17 protein-coding genes are annotated in these 21,151 nt (G+C 65.1%); 6 read left to right on the top strand and 11 right to left on the bottom strand.

Annotated elements, in window-relative coordinates:
• Positions 1-98: 98 nt before the first annotated feature.
• From ACFFWD_RS20890 to ACFFWD_RS20855, 8 genes are all read right to left on the bottom strand, one after another.
• Positions 99-500 (bottom strand): HesB/IscA family protein, encoded by a 402-nt coding sequence (locus ACFFWD_RS20890; RefSeq protein WP_376968376.1) that lies wholly within the window; start codon positions 498-500, stop codon positions 99-101.
• Positions 501-565: 65 nt separating this feature from the next.
• On the bottom strand, positions 566-937 hold the full coding sequence (locus ACFFWD_RS20885) for an SUF system Fe-S cluster assembly protein (RefSeq protein ID WP_376968375.1): 372 nt from the start codon (positions 935-937) through the stop codon (positions 566-568).
• Positions 934-2,181, bottom strand: coding sequence for a cysteine desulfurase (locus ACFFWD_RS20880; protein WP_376968374.1), 1,248 nt, complete (start codon positions 2,179-2,181; stop codon positions 934-936). Before ACFFWD_RS20880 ends, ACFFWD_RS20885 begins: the two co-directional genes overlap by 4 nt.
• A complete protein-coding gene (gene sufD / locus ACFFWD_RS20875; RefSeq protein ID WP_376968373.1) occupies positions 2,178-3,503 on the bottom strand; it encodes a Fe-S cluster assembly protein SufD in 1,326 nt (441 codons plus the stop codon). The genes ACFFWD_RS20880 and sufD overlap by 4 nt, the downstream gene beginning before the upstream one ends.
• A gap of 17 nt (positions 3,504-3,520) precedes the next feature.
• Entirely contained in the window at positions 3,521-4,273 is a 753-nt protein-coding gene (gene sufC / locus ACFFWD_RS20870) for a Fe-S cluster assembly ATPase SufC (RefSeq protein WP_376968372.1), read from the bottom strand.
• A 59-nt stretch (positions 4,274-4,332) separates the two neighbouring features.
• Complete coding sequence (gene sufB / locus ACFFWD_RS20865; protein ID WP_376968371.1) at positions 4,333-5,829, bottom strand: Fe-S cluster assembly protein SufB; 1,497 nt, start codon at positions 5,827-5,829, stop codon at positions 4,333-4,335.
• Positions 5,830-5,923: 94 nt separating this feature from the next.
• Entirely contained in the window at positions 5,924-7,081 is a 1,158-nt protein-coding gene (locus tag ACFFWD_RS20860; RefSeq protein ID WP_376968370.1) for a cysteine desulfurase family protein, read from the bottom strand.
• Positions 7,082-7,087: 6 nt separating this feature from the next.
• Complete coding sequence (locus ACFFWD_RS20855) at positions 7,088-8,305, bottom strand: acyltransferase family protein (RefSeq protein WP_376968369.1); 1,218 nt, start codon at positions 8,303-8,305, stop codon at positions 7,088-7,090.
• A gap of 29 nt (positions 8,306-8,334) precedes the next feature.
• Between ACFFWD_RS20855 and ACFFWD_RS20850 the strand changes: the two genes are divergently transcribed.
• Complete coding sequence (locus tag ACFFWD_RS20850; protein WP_376968368.1) at positions 8,335-9,276, top strand: LytTR family DNA-binding domain-containing protein; 942 nt, start codon at positions 8,335-8,337, stop codon at positions 9,274-9,276.
• Between the two features lie 283 nt (positions 9,277-9,559).
• Entirely contained in the window at positions 9,560-10,207 is a 648-nt protein-coding gene (locus ACFFWD_RS20845; RefSeq protein ID WP_280971788.1) for an alpha/beta hydrolase, read from the top strand.
• 108 nt (positions 10,208-10,315) lie between these two features.
• Here ACFFWD_RS20845 and ACFFWD_RS20840 read toward each other — a convergent pair whose 3' ends face one another.
• The gene (locus ACFFWD_RS20840; RefSeq protein ID WP_376968367.1) at positions 10,316-10,993 is read right to left on the bottom strand and encodes a glutathione S-transferase family protein; all 678 of its coding nucleotides are present in this window, start codon (positions 10,991-10,993) and stop codon (positions 10,316-10,318) included.
• 82 nt (positions 10,994-11,075) lie between these two features.
• Positions 11,076-12,179, bottom strand: a complete 1,104-nt coding sequence (locus tag ACFFWD_RS20835; protein ID WP_376968377.1) for an anhydro-N-acetylmuramic acid kinase — start codon at positions 12,177-12,179, stop codon at positions 11,076-11,078.
• A 150-nt stretch (positions 12,180-12,329) separates the two neighbouring features.
• On the opposite strand from ACFFWD_RS20835, the gene tyrS reads away from it, so the two are divergent.
• Both tyrS and ACFFWD_RS20825 read left to right on the top strand, forming a co-directional pair.
• Entirely contained in the window at positions 12,330-13,583 is a 1,254-nt protein-coding gene (tyrS, locus tag ACFFWD_RS20830) for a tyrosine--tRNA ligase (protein WP_376968366.1), read from the top strand.
• Positions 13,584-13,638: 55 nt separating this feature from the next.
• Positions 13,639-14,886, top strand: coding sequence for an MFS transporter (locus tag ACFFWD_RS20825; RefSeq protein WP_376968365.1), 1,248 nt, complete (start codon positions 13,639-13,641; stop codon positions 14,884-14,886).
• 29 nt (positions 14,887-14,915) lie between these two features.
• On the opposite strand, the gene ACFFWD_RS20820 is transcribed toward ACFFWD_RS20825, so the two are convergent.
• Entirely contained in the window at positions 14,916-18,602 is a 3,687-nt protein-coding gene (locus tag ACFFWD_RS20820) for a YhdP family protein (RefSeq protein WP_376968364.1), read from the bottom strand.
• Positions 18,603-18,830: 228 nt separating this feature from the next.
• Between ACFFWD_RS20820 and ACFFWD_RS20815 the strand changes: the two genes are divergently transcribed.
• Positions 18,831-19,526, top strand: coding sequence for a peroxiredoxin (locus tag ACFFWD_RS20815; protein WP_376968363.1), 696 nt, complete (start codon positions 18,831-18,833; stop codon positions 19,524-19,526).
• A gap of 100 nt (positions 19,527-19,626) precedes the next feature.
• Positions 19,627-20,988 carry a M23 family metallopeptidase gene (locus ACFFWD_RS20810; RefSeq protein WP_376968362.1) on the top strand — a complete coding sequence of 454 codons (1,362 nt, stop codon included), beginning with the start codon at positions 19,627-19,629 and terminating at the stop codon, positions 20,986-20,988.
• Positions 20,989-21,151 lie beyond the last annotated feature (163 nt).

Genomic DNA, 21,151 nt, shown 5'->3' with positions numbered 1-21,151 from the left:
ATCCGACCAATTCCAGAAAGCTCTTGTGCCACGGGGGCCGTCCACATATGGGTCCCGGCCCCCGTGCGCAATTGCGCACTCGGCCGGGACGACGGCGACTAAACCTTCGCCGGCTTGAGCTGCACCGACTCGCCGCAGCCGCAGGCGGAGACCTGGTTCGGGTTGTTGAACACGAACTGGGCCTGCATCTTGTCGGCCTTGTAGTCCATCTCGGTGCCGAGCAGGAACAGCACGGCCTTGGGATCGACCAGGATCTTGACGCCCTTGTCCTCGACCACTTCGTCGGTCGGGCGGATCTCGTGCGCGTATTCGACGGTGTAGGACTGTCCGGCGCAGCCGCCGTTCTTGATGCCGACGCGCAGGCCCACGATCTCCGAATCGGCGCGCTTGGTCAGCTCGGTGATGCGCGCCGCCGCGGCGTCGGTCAGTTTCATGACCTGCGGGCGGGGCCGCGGCTTCGGCTTGGCGGGCGTCTGTGCAGCTTGTGTCATGTCAGTCATGTGGTCAGTCCCAGCGGCAAATCAATTGCCGGTCGTTCCAAGATTAGGCTCGGTCCCCTAACGCATCACCACATATTGAGCACGAGTCGCGCCTCGTCCGACATGCGATCCGGCGTCCAGGCCGGGTCCCACACCAGATTGACGTTGACGACGCCGACGCCGGGCACGCTCGCCACGGCGTTCTCCACCATCTGCGGCAGCTCGCCGGCGGCCGGACAGTTCGGCGTGGTCAGCGTCATCACGATATCGACGCTGCGGTCGTCCTTGAGGTCAACCTTGTAGATCAGGCCGAGCTCATAGATGTCGGCCGGGATTTCCGGGTCGAACACCGTCTTCAGCGCGGCGACGATCTCGCCGCTCATGCGCTCGGTCTCCTCCGCCGGCAGCGCGGAGGTGGTTTCCATGATGGCAGTCTTGACTTCGGCTGTGTCGGTCATGCGAACAATTCCCGCGCCTTGATCAGCGCTTGCGCCAGATGGTCGACTTCTTCCCTGGTATTATACATCCCGAACGACGCGCGGCAGGTGGCCGTGACATTGAACCGCTCTAAAAGCGGCATCACGCAATGGGTGCCGGCGCGCACCGCGATGCCCTGGCGGTCGATCACGGTCGCAACATCGTGCGGATGGGCGCCCTTCATGTCGAAGGAGATCACGGGGCCCTTGTTGCGGGCCGTGCCGATCAGGCGCAGCGAGTTGATCTCACGCAAGCGGTCCTGGGCATAGGTGAGCAGCGCGTGCTCGTGGGCGGCGATGCGCTCCTTGCCGATCGAATTGACGTAGTCGATCGCAGCTCCAAGCCCGATCGCCTCGACGATCGGCGGCGTGCCGGCCTCGAACTTGTGCGGTGGATCACCATAGGTGACCCAGTCCCTGGCGACCTCGCGGATCATCTCGCCGCCGCCGTTGAACGGCCGCATCGCCGCCAGATGCTCATGCTTGGCGTAGAGCGCACCGATGCCGGTCGGCCCGTACACCTTGTGGCCGGTGAAGGCGTAGAAATCGCAGTCAAGGTCCTGCACGTCGACCGGCAGGTGCACCGCGCCTTGCGCGCCGTCGACCAGCACCGGGATGCCGCGGGCACGCGCGAGCCGGACGACCTCCTTGACCGGAACCAGCGTGCCGAGCGCGTTCGACATCTGTGTGATCGCGACGATCTTGGTCTTCGGCGTCAGGAGCTTCTCGAACTCCTCGATCAGGAAATTGCCCTCGTCGTCGACCGGCGCCCACTTGATCACCGCACCATGACGCTCCCGCAGGAAGTGCCAGGGCACGATGTTGGAGTGGTGTTCCATGATCGAGAGGACGATCTCGTCACCCGCCTTGATGTTGGGCTCGCCGAACGACGACGCCACGAGGTTGATCGCCTCGGTGACGTTGCGGGTGAAGATGATCTCCTCGTTGCGCCGGGCGTTGACGAACTGCGCCACCTTGGCGCGGGCGCCCTCATAGGCCTCGGTTGCGGCATTGGCGAGGTAATGCAGTCCGCGGTGCACGTTAGCGTATTCGCTCTTGTACGCCTCCGTCATGCGGTCGAGCACGGCATTCGGCTTCTGGGCCGAGGCGGCGTTGTCGAGATAGACCAGCGGCTTGCCATAGACCTGCATGGCCAGCGCCGGGAAATCCTGCCGCACGCGGGCGACGTCATAGGCGCCATTGAGGACCGCTGGATGCATGCTCATTCCCTCGCCTCGAGCCAACGCTGCGCGGTTGCGATTGCAAGGTCGCGCAAATCATCGCTCGCGATCTGCTCGATCGCCTCGCCGACGAACGCCTGGACCAGAAGCGCCTGCGCGTCCTTCTCCGGAAGCCCGCGGGCGCGGAGATAGAACAAGAGGCTCTCGTCGAGCGCGCCGGTGGTCGCGCCGTGACCACAGGTCACGTCGTCGGCAAAGATCTCGAGCTCTGGCTTGTTGTCGGCCTCGGCCTCATCGGACAACAGCAGCGCCCGGGTCATCATCTTGGCATCGGTTTTCTGCGCGTCCGGGCGCACGACGATGCGGCCTTGGAACACCGAATGGGCGCGATCGTCGACCACGGCGCGGAAGATCGCACGGCTGTCGCAATGCGGCACCGCGTGATCCAGGAATAGCGTGGTGTCGGCGTGCTGTTTGCCGTTGATCAGGTTGACGCCGTTGGTCTCGACCTTCGAGCCTTCGCCGGTGCAAGCGATCGTGAGCTGATAGCGGCTGACGCCAGCGCCCGTGGTCATGCCAAAGGTGTTGAAATGCGTATGCGCGCCAAGCGACACGGTCGCCGAGGAGATGTTGAAGGCGTCGCTTGAGTCCTCGACCAGGCGGACATGGTCGAGCCGCGCATTGTCGCCGATCGCAACGATCAGCGCATCGTGGGTCTGGTAGGCCTTGGCGCCTTCGGCGGCGAGATAGCTCTCCACCAGCGTCGCCGTGGTGTCGCGGCCGAGCCGGAGCAGCGAGCGTGTGAACATCGAAACCGGCGTCGCGCCCGAGGCGACGTGCACGATCTGCAACGGCTGCGTCAGCACAGTGCCGTTGGCGATTTCGATGACGACCCCGTCGGTCGCCATCGCGCCGTTCAGGGCAATCATAGGATTGGAATTGTCGGAGGCGAAGGCGTCCGTCGACAACGCGCCATCTCCGGAATCCAGCACCTCGCGCAGGCTGCGGATGCTGAGCCCCTTGTCCAGGTTATCCAGATCGGAGAGCGCGGGCGCAAACACGCCGTCGACCAGCACCAAGCGGCGCACGCCGTCGATGGTCTGAGTCTTCGCGGCGGCCGCAGCACGGCTCAGCGCGGCGGCATCCGGCTGCGGCGCGAGCGGCAGCACCTCGCGCATCAGCGCGCGCAGGTCGGTGTATTTCCAGTCCTCGATCCGACGGTGCGGCAGGCCTAAGCGCTCGTAGGTGTCGAACGCCTGGCGCCGCAGATCGGCGATCTTGCCCTTGCCCGGCAGCCGGTCGCGCGCGACGGCGAACGCATCGCTGAGCGCCCGCCCGGTCTCGGTCTTTGCCACAACAACGTTCATTTTAAATCCGTCCCGCGTCAGGCGGCGTCATCGAACTGGGTGTAGCCGGACTCTTCGAGCTCCAGCGCCAGTTCCTTGCCGCCGCTTTTGACGACGCGGCCCTTCGACATCACGTGCACGAAATCGGGCACGATATAGTTGAGCAGCCGCTGATAGTGCGTGATCACCACCATTCCGCGCTCCGGCGTCCGCAGCGCGTTGACGCCGTCGGCCGCAATGCGCAGCGCGTCGATGTCGAGGCCGGAATCCATCTCGTCGAGGATGCAGACGGCCGGCTCGAACAGCGCCATCTGCAGGATCTCGTTGCGCTTCTTCTCGCCGCCGGAAAACCCGACATTGACGCCGCGCTTCAGCATGTCCTGCGGGACATTGAGCGACTTGGCGACCTCGCGGACCTTCTTCAGGAAGTCCGGCGTCGAATACTCGCTCTCGCCGCGCGCCTTGCGCTGCGCATTCAGCGCGGTGCGCAGGAAATTCATGGTGGCGACGCCGGGGATCTCGACCGGATACTGGAACGCCAGGAAGACGCCCTTCGCGGCGCGCTCTTCGGGGGCCATCTCAAGGAGGTCCTCGCCCCTGAACAGGATCTGGCCGTCGGTCACCTCATAGCCCGGCTTGCCCGCGATCACGTGTGACAGCGTCGACTTGCCGGAGCCGTTCGGCCCCATGATCGCATGCACCTCGCCCGGGTTCACCGTGAGCGACAGCCCGTGGAGAATCTCACGCTCCTCAACGCGGACCTTCAGATCTTTCACTTCAAGCAATGACATCACATTTTTCCTGAGCGTCGTCCCGAGGCGCGTCAGCCGCAACCTTGGACGGGACGGAATTAGCCAACCGAACCTTCAAGGCTGATCGAGATCAGCTTCTGCGCTTCCACCGCGAACTCCATCGGCAGTTGCTGCAGCACGTCCTTGACGAAGCCGTTCACGACCAGGCCAACCGCCTCCTCCTGCGACAGCCCACGCTGGATGCAGTAGAACAGCACGTCCTCGGAGATCTTCGAGGTCGTGGCCTCGTGCTCGAACGTTGCCGAGGAGTTCTTGGCCTCGACATAGGGCACGGTGTGCGCGCCGCATTTGTCGCCGATCAGAAGCGAATCGCAGGCGGTGTAGTTGCGCGCGCCGGTGGCCTTGCGGTGGGCGCTGACGAGGCCGCGATAGGTGTTCTGCGACTTGCCGGCGGCGATGCCCTTGGAGATGATGCGGCTCGACGTGTTCTTGCCGAGGTGGATCATCTTGGTGCCGCTGTCGACCTGCTGGAAACCGTTCGAGATCGCAATCGAGTAGAACTCGCCGCTCGAATTGTCGCCGCGCAGGATGCAGCTCGGATATTTCCAGGTGATGGCCGAGCCGGTCTCGACCTGGGTCCAGGAGATCTTCGAGTGCTTGCCGCGGCAGTCGCCACGCTTGGTGACGAAGTTGTAGATGCCGCCCTTGCCCTCGGAGTTGCCGGGGTACCAGTTCTGCACCGTCGAATATTTGATCTCGGCGTCGTCGAGCGCGACGAGCTCGACCACGGCGGCGTGCAGCTGATTCTCATCGCGCTGCGGCGCGGTGCAGCCCTCGAGGTAGGAGACGTAGGAGCCCTTGTCGGCGATGATCAGCGTGCGCTCGAACTGGCCGGTGTTGCGCTCGTTGATGCGGAAATAGGTCGACAGCTCCATCGGGCAGCGCACGCCGGGCGGCACGTAGACGAACGAGCCGTCGGAGAATACCGCCGAATTCAGCGTCGCGAAGAAATTGTCCGAGGTCGGCACCACGCTGCCGAGATACTGCTTCACGAGCTCGGGATGCTCGCGGATCGCCTCCGAGATCGGCATGAAGATCACGCCGGCCTTCTTCAGCTCTTCCTTGAAGGTGGTGGCAACCGAGACCGAATCGAACACGGCATCGACCGCGATCTTGCGCTTCTCGGAGGGTTCGCCTCCGGGAGCCGGCTCGACGCCCTCCAGGATCGCGACCTCGCGCAAGGGAATGCCGAGCTTCTCGTAGGTCTTGAGGATTTCCGGATCGATCTCGTCGATCGACGACAGCTGCTTCTTCGGCTTCGGCGCCGCGTAATAATAGATGTCCTGGTAGTCGATCTTCGGGTACTCGACGCGCGCCCAGGTCGGCTCGGTCATGGTCAGCCAGCGGCGGAACGCCTCCAGGCGCCACTCCAGCATCCAGGCCGGTTCGTTCTTTTTCGCTGAGATGAAGCGGACGGTGTCTTCCGACAGCCCCTTGGGGGCCTTCTCGGACTCGATCAGCGTCTCAAACCCATATCGATACTGGTCGACGTCGATGCGCCGGACGCGCTCGACCGTCTCTTGTACAGCAGGCATTCAATCCTCCGCTCGCGGTTTCAAGGACCGCGGTGGATCTCAGTTCCGATAGTCTATTACGATGCTTTGGGACGAAATCACCGCTTAGAACCGTTCAAGCTGTGTTTCGTCGCTCTCCCTTAACTAGTGTATTGGCGAGCTTTCGCCAAGCCTTGAGGGCCAAATCGACGTCTGTCTCCGTGGTAGACCAGCCCAGACTAAGCCGCACCGCTCCCTGGGTCAGGTCTGAATGGTATCCCATTGCCGCCAGCACGTGAGACGGCTGGACCTTGCCCGAGGAACAGGCAGACCCCGAGGAGACCGCGACCCCGCCGAGATCGAAGCCGATCACGGCGGTCTCGGCCTTCATCCCGGGCGCCGCAAACAAAACGGTATTCGGCAACCGTTTCACATCATCCGAGAAGATCAGGAGGCCCGGCGTTTGCCGGAGCCCGTTCTCAAGCCGGTCGCGGAGCCCACGCATCCGCGCGGCATCCGCCTTGAGCGCCGCCACGGCGGCCCGGGTTGCCGCACCGAACCCGGCGATCCCAGCGACGTTCTCGGTCCCTGCCCGGCGCCCCAGCTCCTGTCCGCCGCCGCGCAGCAGTGCCTCCAGTCCCTGCACGCCCTCGGCGAGGACGAGCGCACCGACGCCCTTCGGCCCACCGATCTTGTGCGCCGATAGCGACAGCAGGTCGGCCTGCAGCGAGGCGAGGTCGAACGGGATCTTCCCGAACGCCTGGATCGCATCGACATGCAGGACACCGCCTGCGGCGTGGACGAGCTCGGCGACCTCGGCGACCGGCTGGATCGCGCCGGTCTCATTGTTCGCCAGCATCACCGACACCAGCGCGGGTGCGCCTTCATTCAATTGCGCGCGCAGGTCGTCGAGATCGACGACGCCTGAACCCGTGACCCTGATCGTGCCGATCGCATCGGCACCAAACCGGCCGCCCGCCAGCACCGAGGCGTGCTCGACGGCCGACACCAGGAGCCGCATGACCGGCGCGCCCGCGCCACGGCGAAGCCCCGGCATCAGCGCCAGCGCATTGGCTTCCGTTCCGCACGACGAAAACACGACGTCCTGCGGCCGCCCACCGACCGCCTTCGCCACCGCATCGCGGGCGTCCTCGACGAGGCGGCGCGCCTTCCGCCCCTCGCTGTGAACCGAGGACGGGTTGCCGCTCAGGTCCCACGCCGCTTCCATCGCCGCCTTCGCTTCGGGGCGAAGTGGCGTGGTGGCATTCCAGTCGAGATAGACGCGCGGGGTCATGACCCGTCATATAGCGTGTCCACGGCTCAACGGTACACCGCGTGCGACAGACCCGGGCTCCGACGAACGCAATCCGAACAACGGCCGCAGGAAGCTGACACGCCGTACGATCTCGTAGGTGAGCCCACAGGCCAGAGCCGTGCCTGAAATCACGATGCCCGCCTCTTCCCAGGCCGGCAGATCGCTCCCCTGCAACGCATGGGCAATCATGATGATCGCGGTCTGGTGCACGATGTAATAGGGAAAGATCGCGTCCGTGAGGTAGCGCCGCAGGCCGGGGTCCTGGTTCAGGCAGCGTCGCGCGAAGCCGAGGACGACGACCGTGCACATCCATTGATAGGAGCCGTAAGCCAGACTGCCGTAGAGCCTGAGCGGCAGCCCGCCGTCCCTGACGGAACGCAGGGCGAGAAAGGACACGAAGAACAGCGCCGCGAGCCCCACTGCGATCCAGCGCTGGCGTTCAATCGCGTCCCAGAACGCGCCGGCATCTGCAAGCACGAAGCCGATCAGGAACATGCTGGCGAACAGCGCGTGGTCATACCAGTCGCCGAACAGCGCATGCGTCGGTGGGAAAACCGGAAACAGCCAGAAACGGAAGCCGGCAAAGACGAGGGATGGTACGACCAGTAGGAGCGGGCCGGACAACACCGGAGCAAGTCGTTGCCCGATCCAGTCCGTCACCGGTGGCAGCGCCAGCAGCTCGACCCCGAGCGCCATCGTGTAGATCCAGAGATAGGCGACGAACCAAACGTGGTTCCACGTCGGCAGCAGGATGCAGGGTCCTGGGCAGAATTTCGCGCCGAAAGCGAAATAGTCGTTGATGTAGAAGTCGAGGAAGCTGCCGGAATAGCCGATCGCCTCCACCACCTGGTCATAGGACTGCGGTGGCACGATCACGAGCATGCCGAAGACCAGAGGGACCAGCAGCCGCGTTGTCCGCGCACGCAGCAGCGCTCCGACCGCGGATTTGCGCAGCATGAATCGCGTCGCCACGCCCGAGACCAGGAACAGGAGCGACAGCCGCCACGGGTTGAGCACCAGCATCAGAGGCTCCAGCGCCGGGACACGGTGCACACTTTTGATGTGGAAGCTCCAGGGCACATAGAGCATCCCGACATGGTAGAGGATGAGCATGCCGAAGGCGCCGATCCGAACCCAGTCGAGGTCGATGCGGCGATCCGATGTCGGATTCGCTTGACGTGGTATGATGTCCCGTTCCGACATGGTTCGATCCCTTGGATGTGCGAAATTCGATGAATGACATCCAAAATGCGCCTGAAAGCCGCGGCGTCGACCGGGTTTGGGATCAGAGCCGGACCATCGATGACAACCCGGAAGCGCCTGGGACGAGCGGATTGGCTGCGGGGACAAGCGGTCGTGACCGGCTGACCCTTGCGCTGGTCGCCGGGCTTGCCGTGGTGAATGGACTCGTGAACGCCTTGACCGCCGCCCAGGACGCGGCGTGGCGCGGCAAGCCTTACGATCTCGGCACGCCCCTGCTCTGGGAGACCACGAGCATCGCCGTGATCATCGCGCTGGCACCGGCGATCCTGGCCGGTGTGCGGAGGCTCCAGGCGATTCCTGCCCGGTCAACGCAGGTGCTGTTCGCCGTTGCCGGCATCGGGGCCTTCGCCATCCTGCACATCGTCGGCATGGTCATACTGCGCAAGGCGGTGATGTGGATGCTGGGCGGGGTGTACGATTTCCACGTCTCGCTGACCACGGTCCTCTATGAGCTCCGCAAGGACGTGGTGACCTGCCTCCTGATCGGCGGCGGACTGTGGCTGATCGAAAGCCGGCGCGAGAAGCAGGCGCAACCGGCCACCGCGGCCGCTGACACGATGCCATCCGTGCCGCGCATGGTCTGGTTGCGCGACGGTTCGACCCGCATCCGCCTCGAACCGCGCGACATCATCTCGATCAGCTCGGCCGGCAACTATGTCGAATACAGCCTCGCCGACGGCAAGAACCACCTGATCCGGGGCACGCTGGCAGCCGCCGAGGCCGAGTTGGCGCGCTTCAACGTCGCGCGGGTGCACCGGACGCGGCTAGCGAATCTCAACCGAGTCACCGGCGTCGAAATGAGGCCGTCCGGGGATTCCCAGTTGACCTTCGATACCGTGCAAACCATCCAGGGCAGCCGTCGCTACCGGAGTGCCGTCGCCTCGCTCGAGCGCGGCACGGCGTCAAGCTGATATGGCACCGGCCAGGGTTCGAATCTCCAAGGCCCGCCAGCGCTTTAGGACCGCAATCGGATTTCAGCTTGCGCCTGATGGGGCGCACAAAATCCTTGCTTTTTGCCCCTCGCCTCATGCTAGAAGCGGGCCTCAAATGTGAACCGAGTGCCGTTCGCGCGCGCCGCAGAGCGCTGCCGATCACCCTTTCGATGAGCCGCTCTGTCTGCCGGGAGCCGATGAAGTCAGCCCACAAGCCGATTGAGCCTTAAGGATCAATCGAGGGATCAATCAAGAGATCACGATGCCTGAAGTCATTTTCACCGGCCCCGCTGGCCGCCTCGAAGGCCGCTATCACCCGGCCAAGCAGAAGAACGCGCCGATTGCGATGATCCTGCATCCGCATCCGCAGTTCCACGGCACGATGAATCACCAGATCGTCTACCAGTGCTACTACGCCTTCGCGCATCGCGGCTTCTCGGTGCTGCGCTTCAACTTCCGCGGCGTCGGCCGCAGCCAGGGCTCGTTCGATCACGGCACCGGCGAGTTGTCTGACGCCGCAAGCGCGCTCGACTGGGCGCAGGCGATCAATCCCGAAGCGCGCGCCTGCTGGGTCGCGGGCTTCTCGTTCGGCGCCTGGATCGGCATGCAGCTTCTGATGCGCCGCCCCGAGGTCGAGGGCTTCATCTCGATCGCGCCGCCCGCGAATCTCTACGACTTCTCGTTCCTCGCGCCCTGCCCCTCCTCGGGCCTGATCGTGCATGGCGACAAGGATGCCGTGGTGCCGGCCAAGGACGTCAACACGCTGGTCGAGAAGCTGAAGACGCAGAAGGGCATCGTGATCGATCAGCAGATCATCCCCGGCGCCAACCACTTCTTCGACGGCAAGCTCGAGCCGCTGATGGAGACGGTGACCGGCTATCTGGACATGCGCCTCGCCAACGTCCGCTGACGCTGCAATTCTGTAGCCCGGATGGAGCGCAGCGAAATCCGGGACAGACCATCCGCATGGCGACAATCCCGGATTGCGCTTCGCTCCATCCAGGCTACCGGCGGTTCGCTAGGCGGCGAGCTTCAACAGATGCGCGTCGTAGCGCACGAGGAACGCACGCAACAACTTGGGATAGTCCGGCGACACCGCGCCGCGCACGCTTGCCCGCTCTCCTAGCGCGGCACGCCATGCACGCACCTTCGGGGTCTGGGCAAACACCGCAAGATCGGCGAGCTCGTCGAACACGTCGAAATAGCGGAAGATCGGCGCGAACACCGCATCCACCAGGCTGAAATGCTCGCCGGCAAAGAACGGGCCGGCGCCCAGTGCCTTTTCCACGCGCACGAACTTCGCGGCGATCGCCTCGCGCTTGCTCTCGAACAACGCGGGATCGGTGGTGGTCTCGAGCCCCCACAGATCGCCGAGGATCGCCGAGCCGAACTCCATCCAGGCGCGATGTTCGGCGCGCGCGAGCGGATCCTGCGGATGCAGCTTGCGGCCGCCTTGCGTCTCCTCGATGTACTCGCAGATCACGTTGCTTTCGAACAGCGCGACCTCTCGGCCGTCGTCCCGGGTCACGACCAACACCGGCACCTTGCCGAGCGGCGAGATCTTGAGGAACCAATCGGGCTTGTTGGCGAGATCGATGTCGATCCGCTCGAACGGCACGCCCTTCTCGGCGAGCGCGATCACCGCGCGCTGCACATAGGGGCAGAGCTTGTGGCTGATGAGCTTCAGGGCGGCCATGACCAACCTCGCGTTTAATGCAGATGCATCTAATTACATGCACCTGCATTAAAACGTCAAGATCGATGCACCTGCATCCTGATCACGGCCGCGCGATGATGCCTCCGGTCATCGGGATCGGGACCCCGGTCGTGGCGGGATAACTGAGCGGCAGACCCTTGAGGCCGCGCGCGGCCAGGAATCCGAAGGCCTGCGCCTCGATCGCATCGGAAGCCCAGCCCAGCGTTTCGGCGGCCTCGACGGTCGCCGGCGCCAGCCGCTCGCGCAGCATCCGCAGCATGGTGAAATTGGAGGCGCCGCCGCCGGCGACGATCCAGCTCCGCGGCCGCTTCGGCAGCAGTGGGACGATGCCGGCGATCGCGGCCGCGGTGAAGGCGGTCAGCGTCGCCGCGCCGTCGGCGGGCGCCATGGCCGGCAGCCTGAGGCTGGCGAAATCGTTGCGGTCGAGCGATTTCGGCGGCGGCAGTGAAAAGAACGGCAGCCTCAAGGCCTCCGCGATCCATGCAGTGTTCGGCTTGCCCATCGCGGCGAACCGGCCCTCGGTGTCGAACGGCCGGTGCATCTCGCGGAACATGAAGTCGTCGAGCAGCGCGTTGCCGGGACCGGTATCGCAGGCGATCAGCGTGTCTGACCCGTCGATATAGGTGATGTTGGACACGCCGCCGATATTGACCACGACGATCGGCCCCTGGCGGCCGAGCGATTGCGTCAGCGCGCGATGATAGACCGGCACGAACGGCGCGCCCTGGCCGCCGGCCTCGACGTCGGCGGCGCGGAAGTCGTGCATGACAGGGATGTGGATCGCCTTGGCGAGCGCCGGACCGTCGCCGATCTGCACCGTCAGCTTGCGCTCCGGGCGGTGCAGCACGGTCTGGCCATGGAACCCGACGATGTCGATGTCCTGGCAGGAGATCCGGTGTTGTGCCGAGAACGCCGCCACCGCCTCGGCATGGGCGATGGTGACCACGTGCTCGGCCTGCCGGAGGATTCCGGGCCGGGCATCGCGTTGCGGCAAATGGACGGCCTCGGTCAGGGCCTGGCGCAGCACACTGCGTTCGCCCTCGCTGTAGGGCCGGTAACCGGACGGTCCGAAGGCCTTGACCTGGCGGCCGTCGGTCTCGATCAGTGCCACGTCGACCCCGTCGAGCGAGGTACCGCTCATGAGACCGAGTGCCGTTAGCATCATCTTGGTAGCGCCCCAGCCGGGAACCCCGGCTTGTATCAAACAAGTACATCCTATAATGCCACAGCGCGTCCGCCTGTGGCAGCCTTTGCGTCAGGGTTCCGCAAATAGATGCAAAAACCGTAAAACAAGAATGATCTGAGTCGCAGAGAAATGACTGCATTTAAATCGGATTTCCTGAACACTTTGCAGGAACGCGGCTTCGTCCACCAATGCTCCGATTTCGAGGGCCTCGACGCGCTGGCCGCGAAGGGCCAGGCGACCGCCTATGTCGGCTACGACTGCACCGCGCCGTCGCTGCACATCGGCAACTTCCTCACCATGATGATGCTGTACTGGCTGCAGCAGAGCGGCAACAAGCCGATCACCCTGATGGGCGGCGGCACCACCATGGTCGGCGATCCCTCCGGCAAGGACGAGACGCGCGCGATGCGCACCGTCGCCGAGATTGAATCCAACAAGGCGAGCATCCGTGGCGTGTTCGCCAAGGTGCTGCGTTACGGCGACGGGCATTCGGACGCGATCATGCTCGACAACGCCGAATGGCTGACCAAGCTGAACTGGATCGAGATGCTGCGCGACATCGGCCGGCACTTCTCGGTCAACCGCATGCTGACGATGGACTCCGTGCGTCTCCGCCTCGAGCGCGAGCAGGAGATGAGCTTCATCGAGTTCAACTACATGGTCTGCCAGGCCTACGACTTCGTCGAGCTGTCGCGCCGCACGGGCTGCCGGCTGCAGATGGGCGGCTCCGATCAGTGGGGCAACATCGTCAACGGCGTCGATCTCGGCCGCCGCATGGGCACGCCGCAACTGTTCGCGCTGACCACGCCGCTGCTCACCACCGCCTCCGGCGACAAGATGGGCAAGACCGCGAAGGGCGCGGTCTGGCTCAATGCCGACCAGTTCTCGCCGTACGATTTCTGGCAGTACTGGCGCAATGTCGAGGACGCCGACGTCGTCAAGTTCCTCAAGCTGTTCACCATCCTTCCGATCAGCGAGATCAACAAGCTGGCTGCGTTGCAGGGCGGTGAAATCAACGAAGCCAAGAAGGTGCTCGCGACCGAGGCGACCGCCCTGCTCCACGGCCGCGATGCCGCGAACGAAGCGGCCGAGACGGCGCGTCGTACCTTCGAGGAAGGCGCGCTGGCCGAATCGCTGCCGACGGTGGAAATTCCGCGCGACGAATTTGACGGCGGCGTCGGCGTGCTGGCGGCCTTCGTCAAGGCCGAGCTCGTCGCCTCGAACGGCGAGGCGCGGCGGCAGATCAAGGGCGGCGGACTGCGCGTCAACGACGTCGCCGTCACCGACGAGAAGATGCTGCTCACGTCAGCCAATCTCACGCCGGAAGGCGTCGTGAAGCTGTCGCTCGGCAAGAAGCGCCACATCCTCATCAGGCCTGCATAGGCTCATTCGCTTTTGTCGGTTGTGGAGAGCGCCGAAAGCGCGCTCCCTGCATCCAATGGATCAGAACACGCCTCGGGACGACACGCTCGCCAAGCCGCTGAAGTCGGCGCGCGTTGCCTTGAACGTGCTCGCGCTCTGCTTCGTGCTCTCGGTGCTCGGCCGCGGGCTCAGCGACAGCTTCACCGTTTTTCTCAAACCGATCTCCGAAAGCTTCGGCTGGGACCGCGCGCAGGTGGTGTCGGTCTACTCGCTGACCTGGCTTGCCGCCGGCCTGACGGCTCCCTTGATCGGCCGCCTGTTCGACCGCTCCGGGCCACGCGTGGTCTATTCGCTCGGCCTGCTGCTGCTCGGTTGCGCATTCCTCGTCGCGGCACATGCGCAAGCGCTCTGGCAATTCCAGCTCAGCGTCGGCCTCTGCGTCGGTCTCGGCACTGCGCTGATCGGCAACGTGCCGAACTCGATCCTGCTCGGCCGCTGGTTCGGACCACGGCTGCCGACCGCGATGGCCGTGATCTATTCGGCAACCGGCGCCGGCCTCGTGGTGCTGCTGCCGCTCTCGCAGGTCTTGATCGACCGGATCGGCTGGCGCGAGGCGTACCAATTGTTCGGCATTGTCGCACTCTGCCTGCTGGCGCCGCTGCTGCTGCTGCCGTGGCGGCTGTTCGCAGGCGGGTCGCCCCACATCGTCAAGAAGACCGACACCAGCCTTGCCGATGAAGGCTGGACCCTGCTCCGCGCGATGCGCCACCACGCGTTCTGGGCGCTGTTCTCCACCTTCTTCTTCACCGCGATTGCGATGTACGCGCTCACGGCGCAGATCGTCGCCTATCTGATCGACGCCGGGTTTCCGCCGCTGCAGGCGGCAACCGCCTGGGGTTTTTCCGGCGTCGCGCTGTTCGTCGGCATGCTCGGCGTCTCCACGCTCGACGGCCTGATCGGCCGGCGACCGTCGGTGCTGTTCAGCTACGGCGTCTCGATCGTCGGCATCATCCTGCTGTGGCTGTTGCAGTCGTATCCGAATTACTGGCTGCTCACCGGCTTCGTGATCTGCTTCGGCAGCATGATCGGCTCGCGCGGCCCGCTGATCACGGCGACCGCGCTGAAGATCTTCCGCGGCGAGCGCGTCGGCACGATCTACGGCACGATCTCGATCGGCAGCGGCCTCGGCTCGGGTCTCGGCTCATGGAGCGGCGGCCTGATCCACGACTGGACCCACAGCTACAATCCGCTGATCGCCTTCGCACTGATCAACGTGGTGCTCGGCATGATCCCGTTCCTGGTCGTGCCGGCGCTGCGGCGCTAGAGCAAAACAAGAGTCTGGAGCCAAGGGCTCTAGTTGTTCGGTGCCAGGTCCATCGGGTTGTACTGCTTTCCGGTATTGAACTCGAAGATCTTGCGGAACACGCCGGGCGCCATCGCCGAAATCGGATTGACGCGCAAGACCGGCTGGCTCGGCGTGCCGACCACTTCATAGGTGACGCCGATCAGGCCCTCATTGCTGCCGCCACCGAGGAACAGGCCGAGCACCGGCACCTGGCCGAACATGTTGTTCAGCCCGTACATCGGCACGAAGGTGCCGCTCATCCGCACCTGGTTGCCGATGTAGTCGATGCTGCCCTCGATGGTCGCACCGATCGTCGGGCCCTTGACGACACCGTCGCGGATCGTGAGCTGGCCGCTTTGCCGCGTGAACTCGGCGCGCAGCGCCGTGAATGCGATGCCGTTCTGCGTGCTGACCGGACCACCGGCGGCGGCGCGCTCGAGCTGGACCTCGCCTTTGACCGAGAAGTCGCGGACGTTGATCAACCCTTCCTTGGCGCTCGGCTCGACGGTCGGCGGCTCCATCCCGAGCGTGAGCTGGCCGCCAACCATCTTCGAATAGGTGTCGGTGAAGCGGAAGAAAGCGCCGGCATCAGCGGTCTGCAAATAGATCACCTCGCGCCCCTGCTGGCGGCCACGCAGATCGGCGGTCACCGGCGTGTCGCGCCCGACCTTGCCGCTCAGCGTAAAGGTCTTGATGATGCCGTTGCGGCGCGACATCTTGGCATCGACGCTGCGCAACGCCTCGCCATTGAAGCCGGCCACCGCGCCGAGCTTCAGGTCGACGTCGAAATCGATGTTCTTGGTCTTGCTCTTGGGATCGGCCTCGCGGCCGGAGATCGCCGACTTGAGGAAGCCGCGGCCATCGAAGACGTCGCCGCGCATCGTCACCTTCACCACACCGTCAGGGCCGCGATCGGCCTTCAGCGAGGTCTTGTCGCCGTCGTTCGGCGAGTAGGTCGGGAAGTTCGCATTCATCAGGTCGCCGTTCTGGTCGACCTCGAGCGAGCCCTTGATCGAGACGCCGCCGCCATCGACCACGATGTCCTCAAACCGCGTCGACTGCCCCTTCGGCACCACGTTGAAGGTAGCCTTGCCGGACTTGCCCGGCACCTTGACCCAGCCGGGCAGGATGTTGTCGAGCTTCAGCGCGGTCAGGTCGGCCTCGATACCCATCTTGGTGTTGTTGTCGCCGGATCCGATCTTGCCGGTCAGCTTGATCGGGATCGCGCCGGAGAGCGCCGGCCCGAGATCGAGGCCGAGTCGCGCGCGGCTCGCATCGTCGAGCGTTGCTTGCAGCTTGACGTCGGCGTCGCCCTCGGCCGGCTTGCGGTAGTCGAGCTGCGCCGCCTGCCCGTTGATCTTGACGTCGCCCTTGACCTGATAGCCGGCATTGCTGGCGATCACCTTCAGCGTGTTGGCCTCGAGCTTCTGGTTCATCACCAGCCTGTCGACCGCGACGCCGGCGATATCGGCCGTGACGGAATAGGTCGTGTCGGACTTGGTCAGCGCGCCCTTCACGGGCATGCCGAGGGTGATGGTGGCCGAGATGTTGCCCTTGCTGGCGTTGGGATCGATCGGCGGGCCCGAGAGATCGCTCAGCCGATCGGAGGCGAGGATTTCGGCAGCCGCTGGCACCGCGCATTCGACCCGGAACTTGACCCTGGACGGCGATGGCTTGGGCGCCATGTCAGGCACCTCGAAGGTGAAATCCGACAACGTGATCTTGCGCCCCGACGGCGTGTCGGCGATGCCTTGGCCGATGGTCACGGTCGCGGTGCGGCCGGTCACCTTCGCCTTCAGATCGGCGTCGTGGACGACGGGCATGTCATCGACCGGGCGCACGGTGACGCCCGACGCGACGATGTTGACGGCAAGGCCGTCATCCGGGATCGGCGGCCCCTTGCGCGAGAGATTGCGGACCGGCGAGTTGACGCCGACATCGATGCGCTGGAGCGTGCCCTTCTCGATCCGCTCGAGCACCCATTCGCGGACCTCCGGCACGATGATGGTCGGCCACATCCGCTTCAGCGCGGACGCCGACATCGGCGTTCCGGCGAAGCCGAGCTGCAGCCGCGCCTCGCCGGAATAGTCGATATTGCCGGTCCCGGCGACGCCGATCTCGCCATTGGAGATATCGGCCTGGGCCAGCGTGATGCGCTTGCGGTCGGTGTCGAAGCGGAAACCGACATTGATGCGGTTGAAGATCAAGGGCGGCTCGTTGTCGATGCCGCCGAGCACGATGGTGCCGCCGGAGAATCCGGCCTGCCAGTCGGTGACGTTGTCGTTCGGCGGCTCGAGATGGCCGAGCAGCGTGATCCGGTTGGGGCCCGAGATGATCTTGAACGGTGCGAGCAGCACCCGCCGCCCGGAATCCCATTCGACGCTCATCTCGGCCGAATCGATCCCCATCGGGTAATCGGGCGTGTCGGTGTCGATGACGGTGCCGGTGCCTGCGGTGATCTTACCGCGGAAATAGGTCGGCAAGCCGTCGCGACCGAGCTCGCCCTTCAGCTCGCCCGAGAGCGGCAGGTCGGCGTTGTAGGTCAGATCCTTGGTCCGGAGCGCGAGCAGCAGGTTCGCACTCGACACCTTGTCGGCCTTGATGTCGACCGAGCGCACGCCGTTGCTCTGCGGCCCGACCAGGACGCGGAGCGACCACGGCTTGGCGCCCTCCTCGCCGAGGCTCAGCGCCACGCCGCCGCCGCTCGGCCGCCGCAGGCTGAGGCTGATATTGTCAAAGGTCCATTTGTTGCCGCGCTGCTGGTCGTCGACGACGAGGTTGCCGTTCTTCAGGCCGATCTCGTTGAGGTTCTGACCGTCGAGGCCGGTCATGCTGAGGCTGTCGAGCCAGTCGAGACCGGCGAGCAGCCCGCTCTGCGTGGTGTCGGGAGCCGACGGCGCGGTCCCGGGTACGACCGGCGGTGGCGCCACGGGCACCGGGCGCGGGAACGTCGGCGCCAGCCCGGCTTCCTTCTTGGATGCGACGCCGGTCGCCAGCGGCTTTGCGGTGTCGCCGGCGGACACCGTCACCTGGCCGTCCGGCGTGATGCGCACCGACAGTTCGGCATCGACAAGGTTGAGGCTTTCCGCCCGCAACTGCCCCATCAGCAGCGCAGTTCCGGACAGCCGCACCTCGGCCTTGGGGGCGCTTGCGACGATCGCGTGGTCGCGGTCGCGGACGATGATGTCACGGATGCGGACCGCGATCCTGACGCGGCCGGCGCGTTCGATCTGGGTGCCGCCGACCTCAACGGTGTTGCCGTGGCCGATGTTCTCCTCGATGGCCGCCGCAAGCCACGGCGTCGCCAGATCGAGATTGATCGGACCGGCGCCGAGTCGCCACCACAGCGCGCCGAAACAGGTCGCGAAGATCACCACGAGCGCGGTGAGCACGAGTCCGATGCGCCGCACCCAGCGCTCGCCGCTCAGCCATCGCTGCAGGCCGGCGCAGAAGTCACTGACGCGATGCAAGCTGGTGTTGGAACGCGCCAGCAAGCGCCGCGCGCGATGGCCCGCCGCTTCGTCCTGCTCGTCCCACGCGACCTCGTCTTCCCATTGCGAGAATTGAGCTTCGGCGCGCGGATGTGACCCCTGCGGCGGCGTATTCCTTGCCATTGCCTCTCGGTGCTGGCGGTGAAGTTGTTCGCCGCCATCGGGGCGCCCGTCGAATCGCTTCGAGCGCTCCTGTGCCGGCATGGCAGCCAATCCTCGATTGATACTGTTACTCGCTGACCGACCCAAGAATGGCCGAAACCAACCAATCAAAGGCCTGATCAGCGCGCGAACGGGTGATGCGTCGAATTCCTTGTAACCATACTCCGAGGCCATCAAACTTGCCCAGCAACGGACGCGAATCCGCCTGCTGCGAATGAGAGCCGCAATACCCCAATGGTTGAACTGCGGAAAGCGACGAAAGGAAGGCGTATGTCCAAGAAAACGCGCAAGAAATCCTCCAACACAACCGTAAAGCGGGCCGCGGCGAAGGCTGCGCGCGGCGCAGGCACAAGCACGGGGAAATCCGCAGGCAAAACCCGCTCGGCGGTTGCAAGGAGTTCAGGCAACACCGCCAAAACCGTCCCGGCCAAAGCCTCGCACAAGGCACCATCGAAATCGTTAAAGTCGAAGCCGGCGGCTGCGGCCACGAAATCCGCCGGCAACGGCCTGTCGGAGGGCGCCAAGGCCCCCGCCTTCACCTTGCCCCGCGATGGCGGCGGCAGCGTCTCGCTGTCCGATTTCGCCGGCAAGAAGCTCGTCCTGTTTTTCTACCCCCGCGCCAACACCCCCGGCTGCACCAGGGAGGCCATCGATTTCACCCGGCTGAAGGGCGCCTTTGCCACTGTAGACACCGAGGTGCTCGGCATTTCCGCCGACACGGTTAAGGCGCAGGAGTCATTTCGAAACAAACACGCGCTCACGGTGCCGCTCATCTCGGACGAGCAACACGAGATGCTCGAAGCCTATGGTGCCTGGGGCGAAAAATCCTTGTATGGCAGGACCTTCCTCGGAATTATTCGCACAACGGTTCTGGTCGATGCGGGCGGCAAGGTCGCCAAAATCTGGCGCCATGTGAAGGTCGACGGCCACGCCGATGCGGTCCTCGAGGCCGCCCGGTCGCTCTGATTGGACGGGTTCCGTTTCCTGAAAATTAACCATGAGAGGGTCAAATCGGCCCCGCAGATTAGCCGTACGGAATTTGGTCCGACCGGCCGCGGGAGTGCCGATGTCGAGCCGTTCCGGTCATCACGTAGAATACCAGAGACACCGCCATCCGCAGGATCATGGGCGAACACCCCCGCGTCGCCCGGCGGTCCAGGCTGCTCCGGCGGCGGCTGCCGACTCGCCCTCGGGTGAAGGCTACACCATCCTCCATGCCGGCAAGCAGGTCCGCTTCGGGCCTGTGGTGTTCTGGATCGCGGTCGGTACGGTCGTGCTGCTCGGCATGTGGTCGGCGGCCACCGCCACCTATTTCGCCTTCCGCGACGACGTCCTGACCCGCCTGATCGCCCGCCAGGCCGAAATGCAATACGCCTATGAGGACCGCATCGCGGAACTCCGTGCCAAGGTCGATCGCACCACCAGCCGCCAGCTCCTCGACCAAGAGCAGTTCGACCAGAAGCTCGACCAGATCATGCGGCGCCAAACCACGCTGGAATCCCGCGCCACCGCGCTCGGCGCGATCCCCGATGCCTCGGTCACCGGATCGATCAAGCCGCAAGGCCGCAACGAGGCGCCCTCCTCCGGCACGCCCAAACCCTCGCCGATCAGCGACACCGTGATCTTCGTCGCGCCGCCGGACCGAGAGGCTCGGCTCGAGTCGCGCGCGCCGCTGGCGATCAAGGCGCAGCCGAACCAGTTCGCCAAGATCCAGGGCGTCGACAACGTCCTCGTCCGTCTGCAGACCTCGCTCGACCAGGTCGAGCGGCGCCAGATGGCGGCACTGTCCTCGGTCGAGGACGGCATCGAATCGCGCGTCCGCCGGATGCGCGGCGTGATCAACGATCTCGGCCTCGACATGGCGCAGCTCGAAGCGGCCACCCCGCGCTCCGGCGTTGGCGGCCCGTTCGTCCCCCTCAAGCTGACGGCAGATTCAGGCCCGTTCGAGCGTCAGCTCTATCGCATCAACGTCAACCGCACGCAGATGCTGCGGCTGAACCAGACGCTGGCGCTGGTGCCCTATCGCAAACCTGTCGTCGGCGAGGTCGAGTTCACGTCGGGCTTCGGCGTGCGCAGCGATCCGTTCCTCGGGCGCCCCGCCATGCACACCGGCCTCGACTTCCGTGCCGCCAGCGGCGACCCCGTGCGCGTCACCGCCAATGGCAAGGTGGTGTCGGCGGGTTGGGCCGGCGGCTACGGCCGCATGGTCGAGGTCGACCACGGCAACGGGCTCTCGACCCGCTACGGCCATCTCTCCGAGATCGGCGTCCGCGTCGGCGAGGTCGTCAAGATCGGCCAGGTGATCGGCGCCGTCGGCTCGACCGGCCGCTCGACTGGCCCGCATCTGCATTATGAAACCCGCATCGACGGCGAAGCGGTCGACCCGCAGAAATTCCTGCGCGCCGGCGTCCGCATCAGCGCCGGCTGACGCGGTCCCGGCAAGCGTCCCTCGCAGACCGATCGAGCCGAGCGCGACGCGCCCGCCTGTGCCGATTGCCCCCAGCCCGCACGGCGGATCCCGTGGCACTGATTTGCCCGACGAGGCTGGGCAAGTTGTGGTGATCATCCGACAGGGCTGGGGCCGAAGCGCC

This window comes from Bradyrhizobium erythrophlei (assembly GCF_042430365.1).
Classification (GTDB): Bacteria; Pseudomonadota; Alphaproteobacteria; order Rhizobiales; family Xanthobacteraceae; genus Bradyrhizobium; species Bradyrhizobium erythrophlei.
This window is presented reverse-complemented; position numbering and strand designations above follow the sequence as displayed.

Bases quoted from the DNA above. Each gene is read 5' to 3' on its own strand.
- ACFFWD_RS20810 (WP_376968362.1), top strand. From the start codon at position 19,627: ATGTCGAGCCGTTCCGGTCATCACGTAGAATACCAGAGACACCGCCAT.
- sufB (WP_376968371.1), bottom strand. From the start codon at position 5,829: ATGCCTGCTGTACAAGAGACGGTCGAGCGCGTCCGGCGCATCGACGTC.
- ACFFWD_RS20885 (WP_376968375.1), bottom strand. From the start codon at position 937: ATGACCGACACAGCCGAAGTCAAGACTGCCATCATGGAAACCACCTCC.
- sufC (WP_376968372.1), bottom strand. From the start codon at position 4,273: ATGTCATTGCTTGAAGTGAAAGATCTGAAGGTCCGCGTTGAGGAGCGT.
- ACFFWD_RS20840 (WP_376968367.1), bottom strand. From the start codon at position 10,993: ATGGCCGCCCTGAAGCTCATCAGCCACAAGCTCTGCCCCTATGTGCAG.
- ACFFWD_RS20850 (WP_376968368.1), top strand. From the start codon at position 8,335: ATGAATGACATCCAAAATGCGCCTGAAAGCCGCGGCGTCGACCGGGTT.
- sufD (WP_376968373.1), bottom strand. From the start codon at position 3,503: ATGAACGTTGTTGTGGCAAAGACCGAGACCGGGCGGGCGCTCAGCGAT.
- ACFFWD_RS20815 (WP_376968363.1), top strand. From the start codon at position 18,831: ATGTCCAAGAAAACGCGCAAGAAATCCTCCAACACAACCGTAAAGCGG.
- ACFFWD_RS20880 (WP_376968374.1), bottom strand. From the start codon at position 2,181: ATGAGCATGCATCCAGCGGTCCTCAATGGCGCCTATGACGTCGCCCGC.
- ACFFWD_RS20825 (WP_376968365.1), top strand. From the start codon at position 13,639: ATGGATCAGAACACGCCTCGGGACGACACGCTCGCCAAGCCGCTGAAG.
- ACFFWD_RS20860 (WP_376968370.1), bottom strand. From the start codon at position 7,081: ATGACCCCGCGCGTCTATCTCGACTGGAATGCCACCACGCCACTTCGC.
- tyrS (WP_376968366.1), top strand. From the start codon at position 12,330: ATGACTGCATTTAAATCGGATTTCCTGAACACTTTGCAGGAACGCGGC.
- ACFFWD_RS20820 (WP_376968364.1), bottom strand. From the start codon at position 18,602: ATGCCGGCACAGGAGCGCTCGAAGCGATTCGACGGGCGCCCCGATGGC.
- ACFFWD_RS20890 (WP_376968376.1), bottom strand. From the start codon at position 500: ATGACTGACATGACACAAGCTGCACAGACGCCCGCCAAGCCGAAGCCG.
- ACFFWD_RS20855 (WP_376968369.1), bottom strand. From the start codon at position 8,305: ATGTCGGAACGGGACATCATACCACGTCAAGCGAATCCGACATCGGAT.
- ACFFWD_RS20845 (WP_280971788.1), top strand. From the start codon at position 9,560: ATGCCTGAAGTCATTTTCACCGGCCCCGCTGGCCGCCTCGAAGGCCGC.
- ACFFWD_RS20835 (WP_376968377.1), bottom strand. From the start codon at position 12,179: ATGATGCTAACGGCACTCGGTCTCATGAGCGGTACCTCGCTCGACGGG.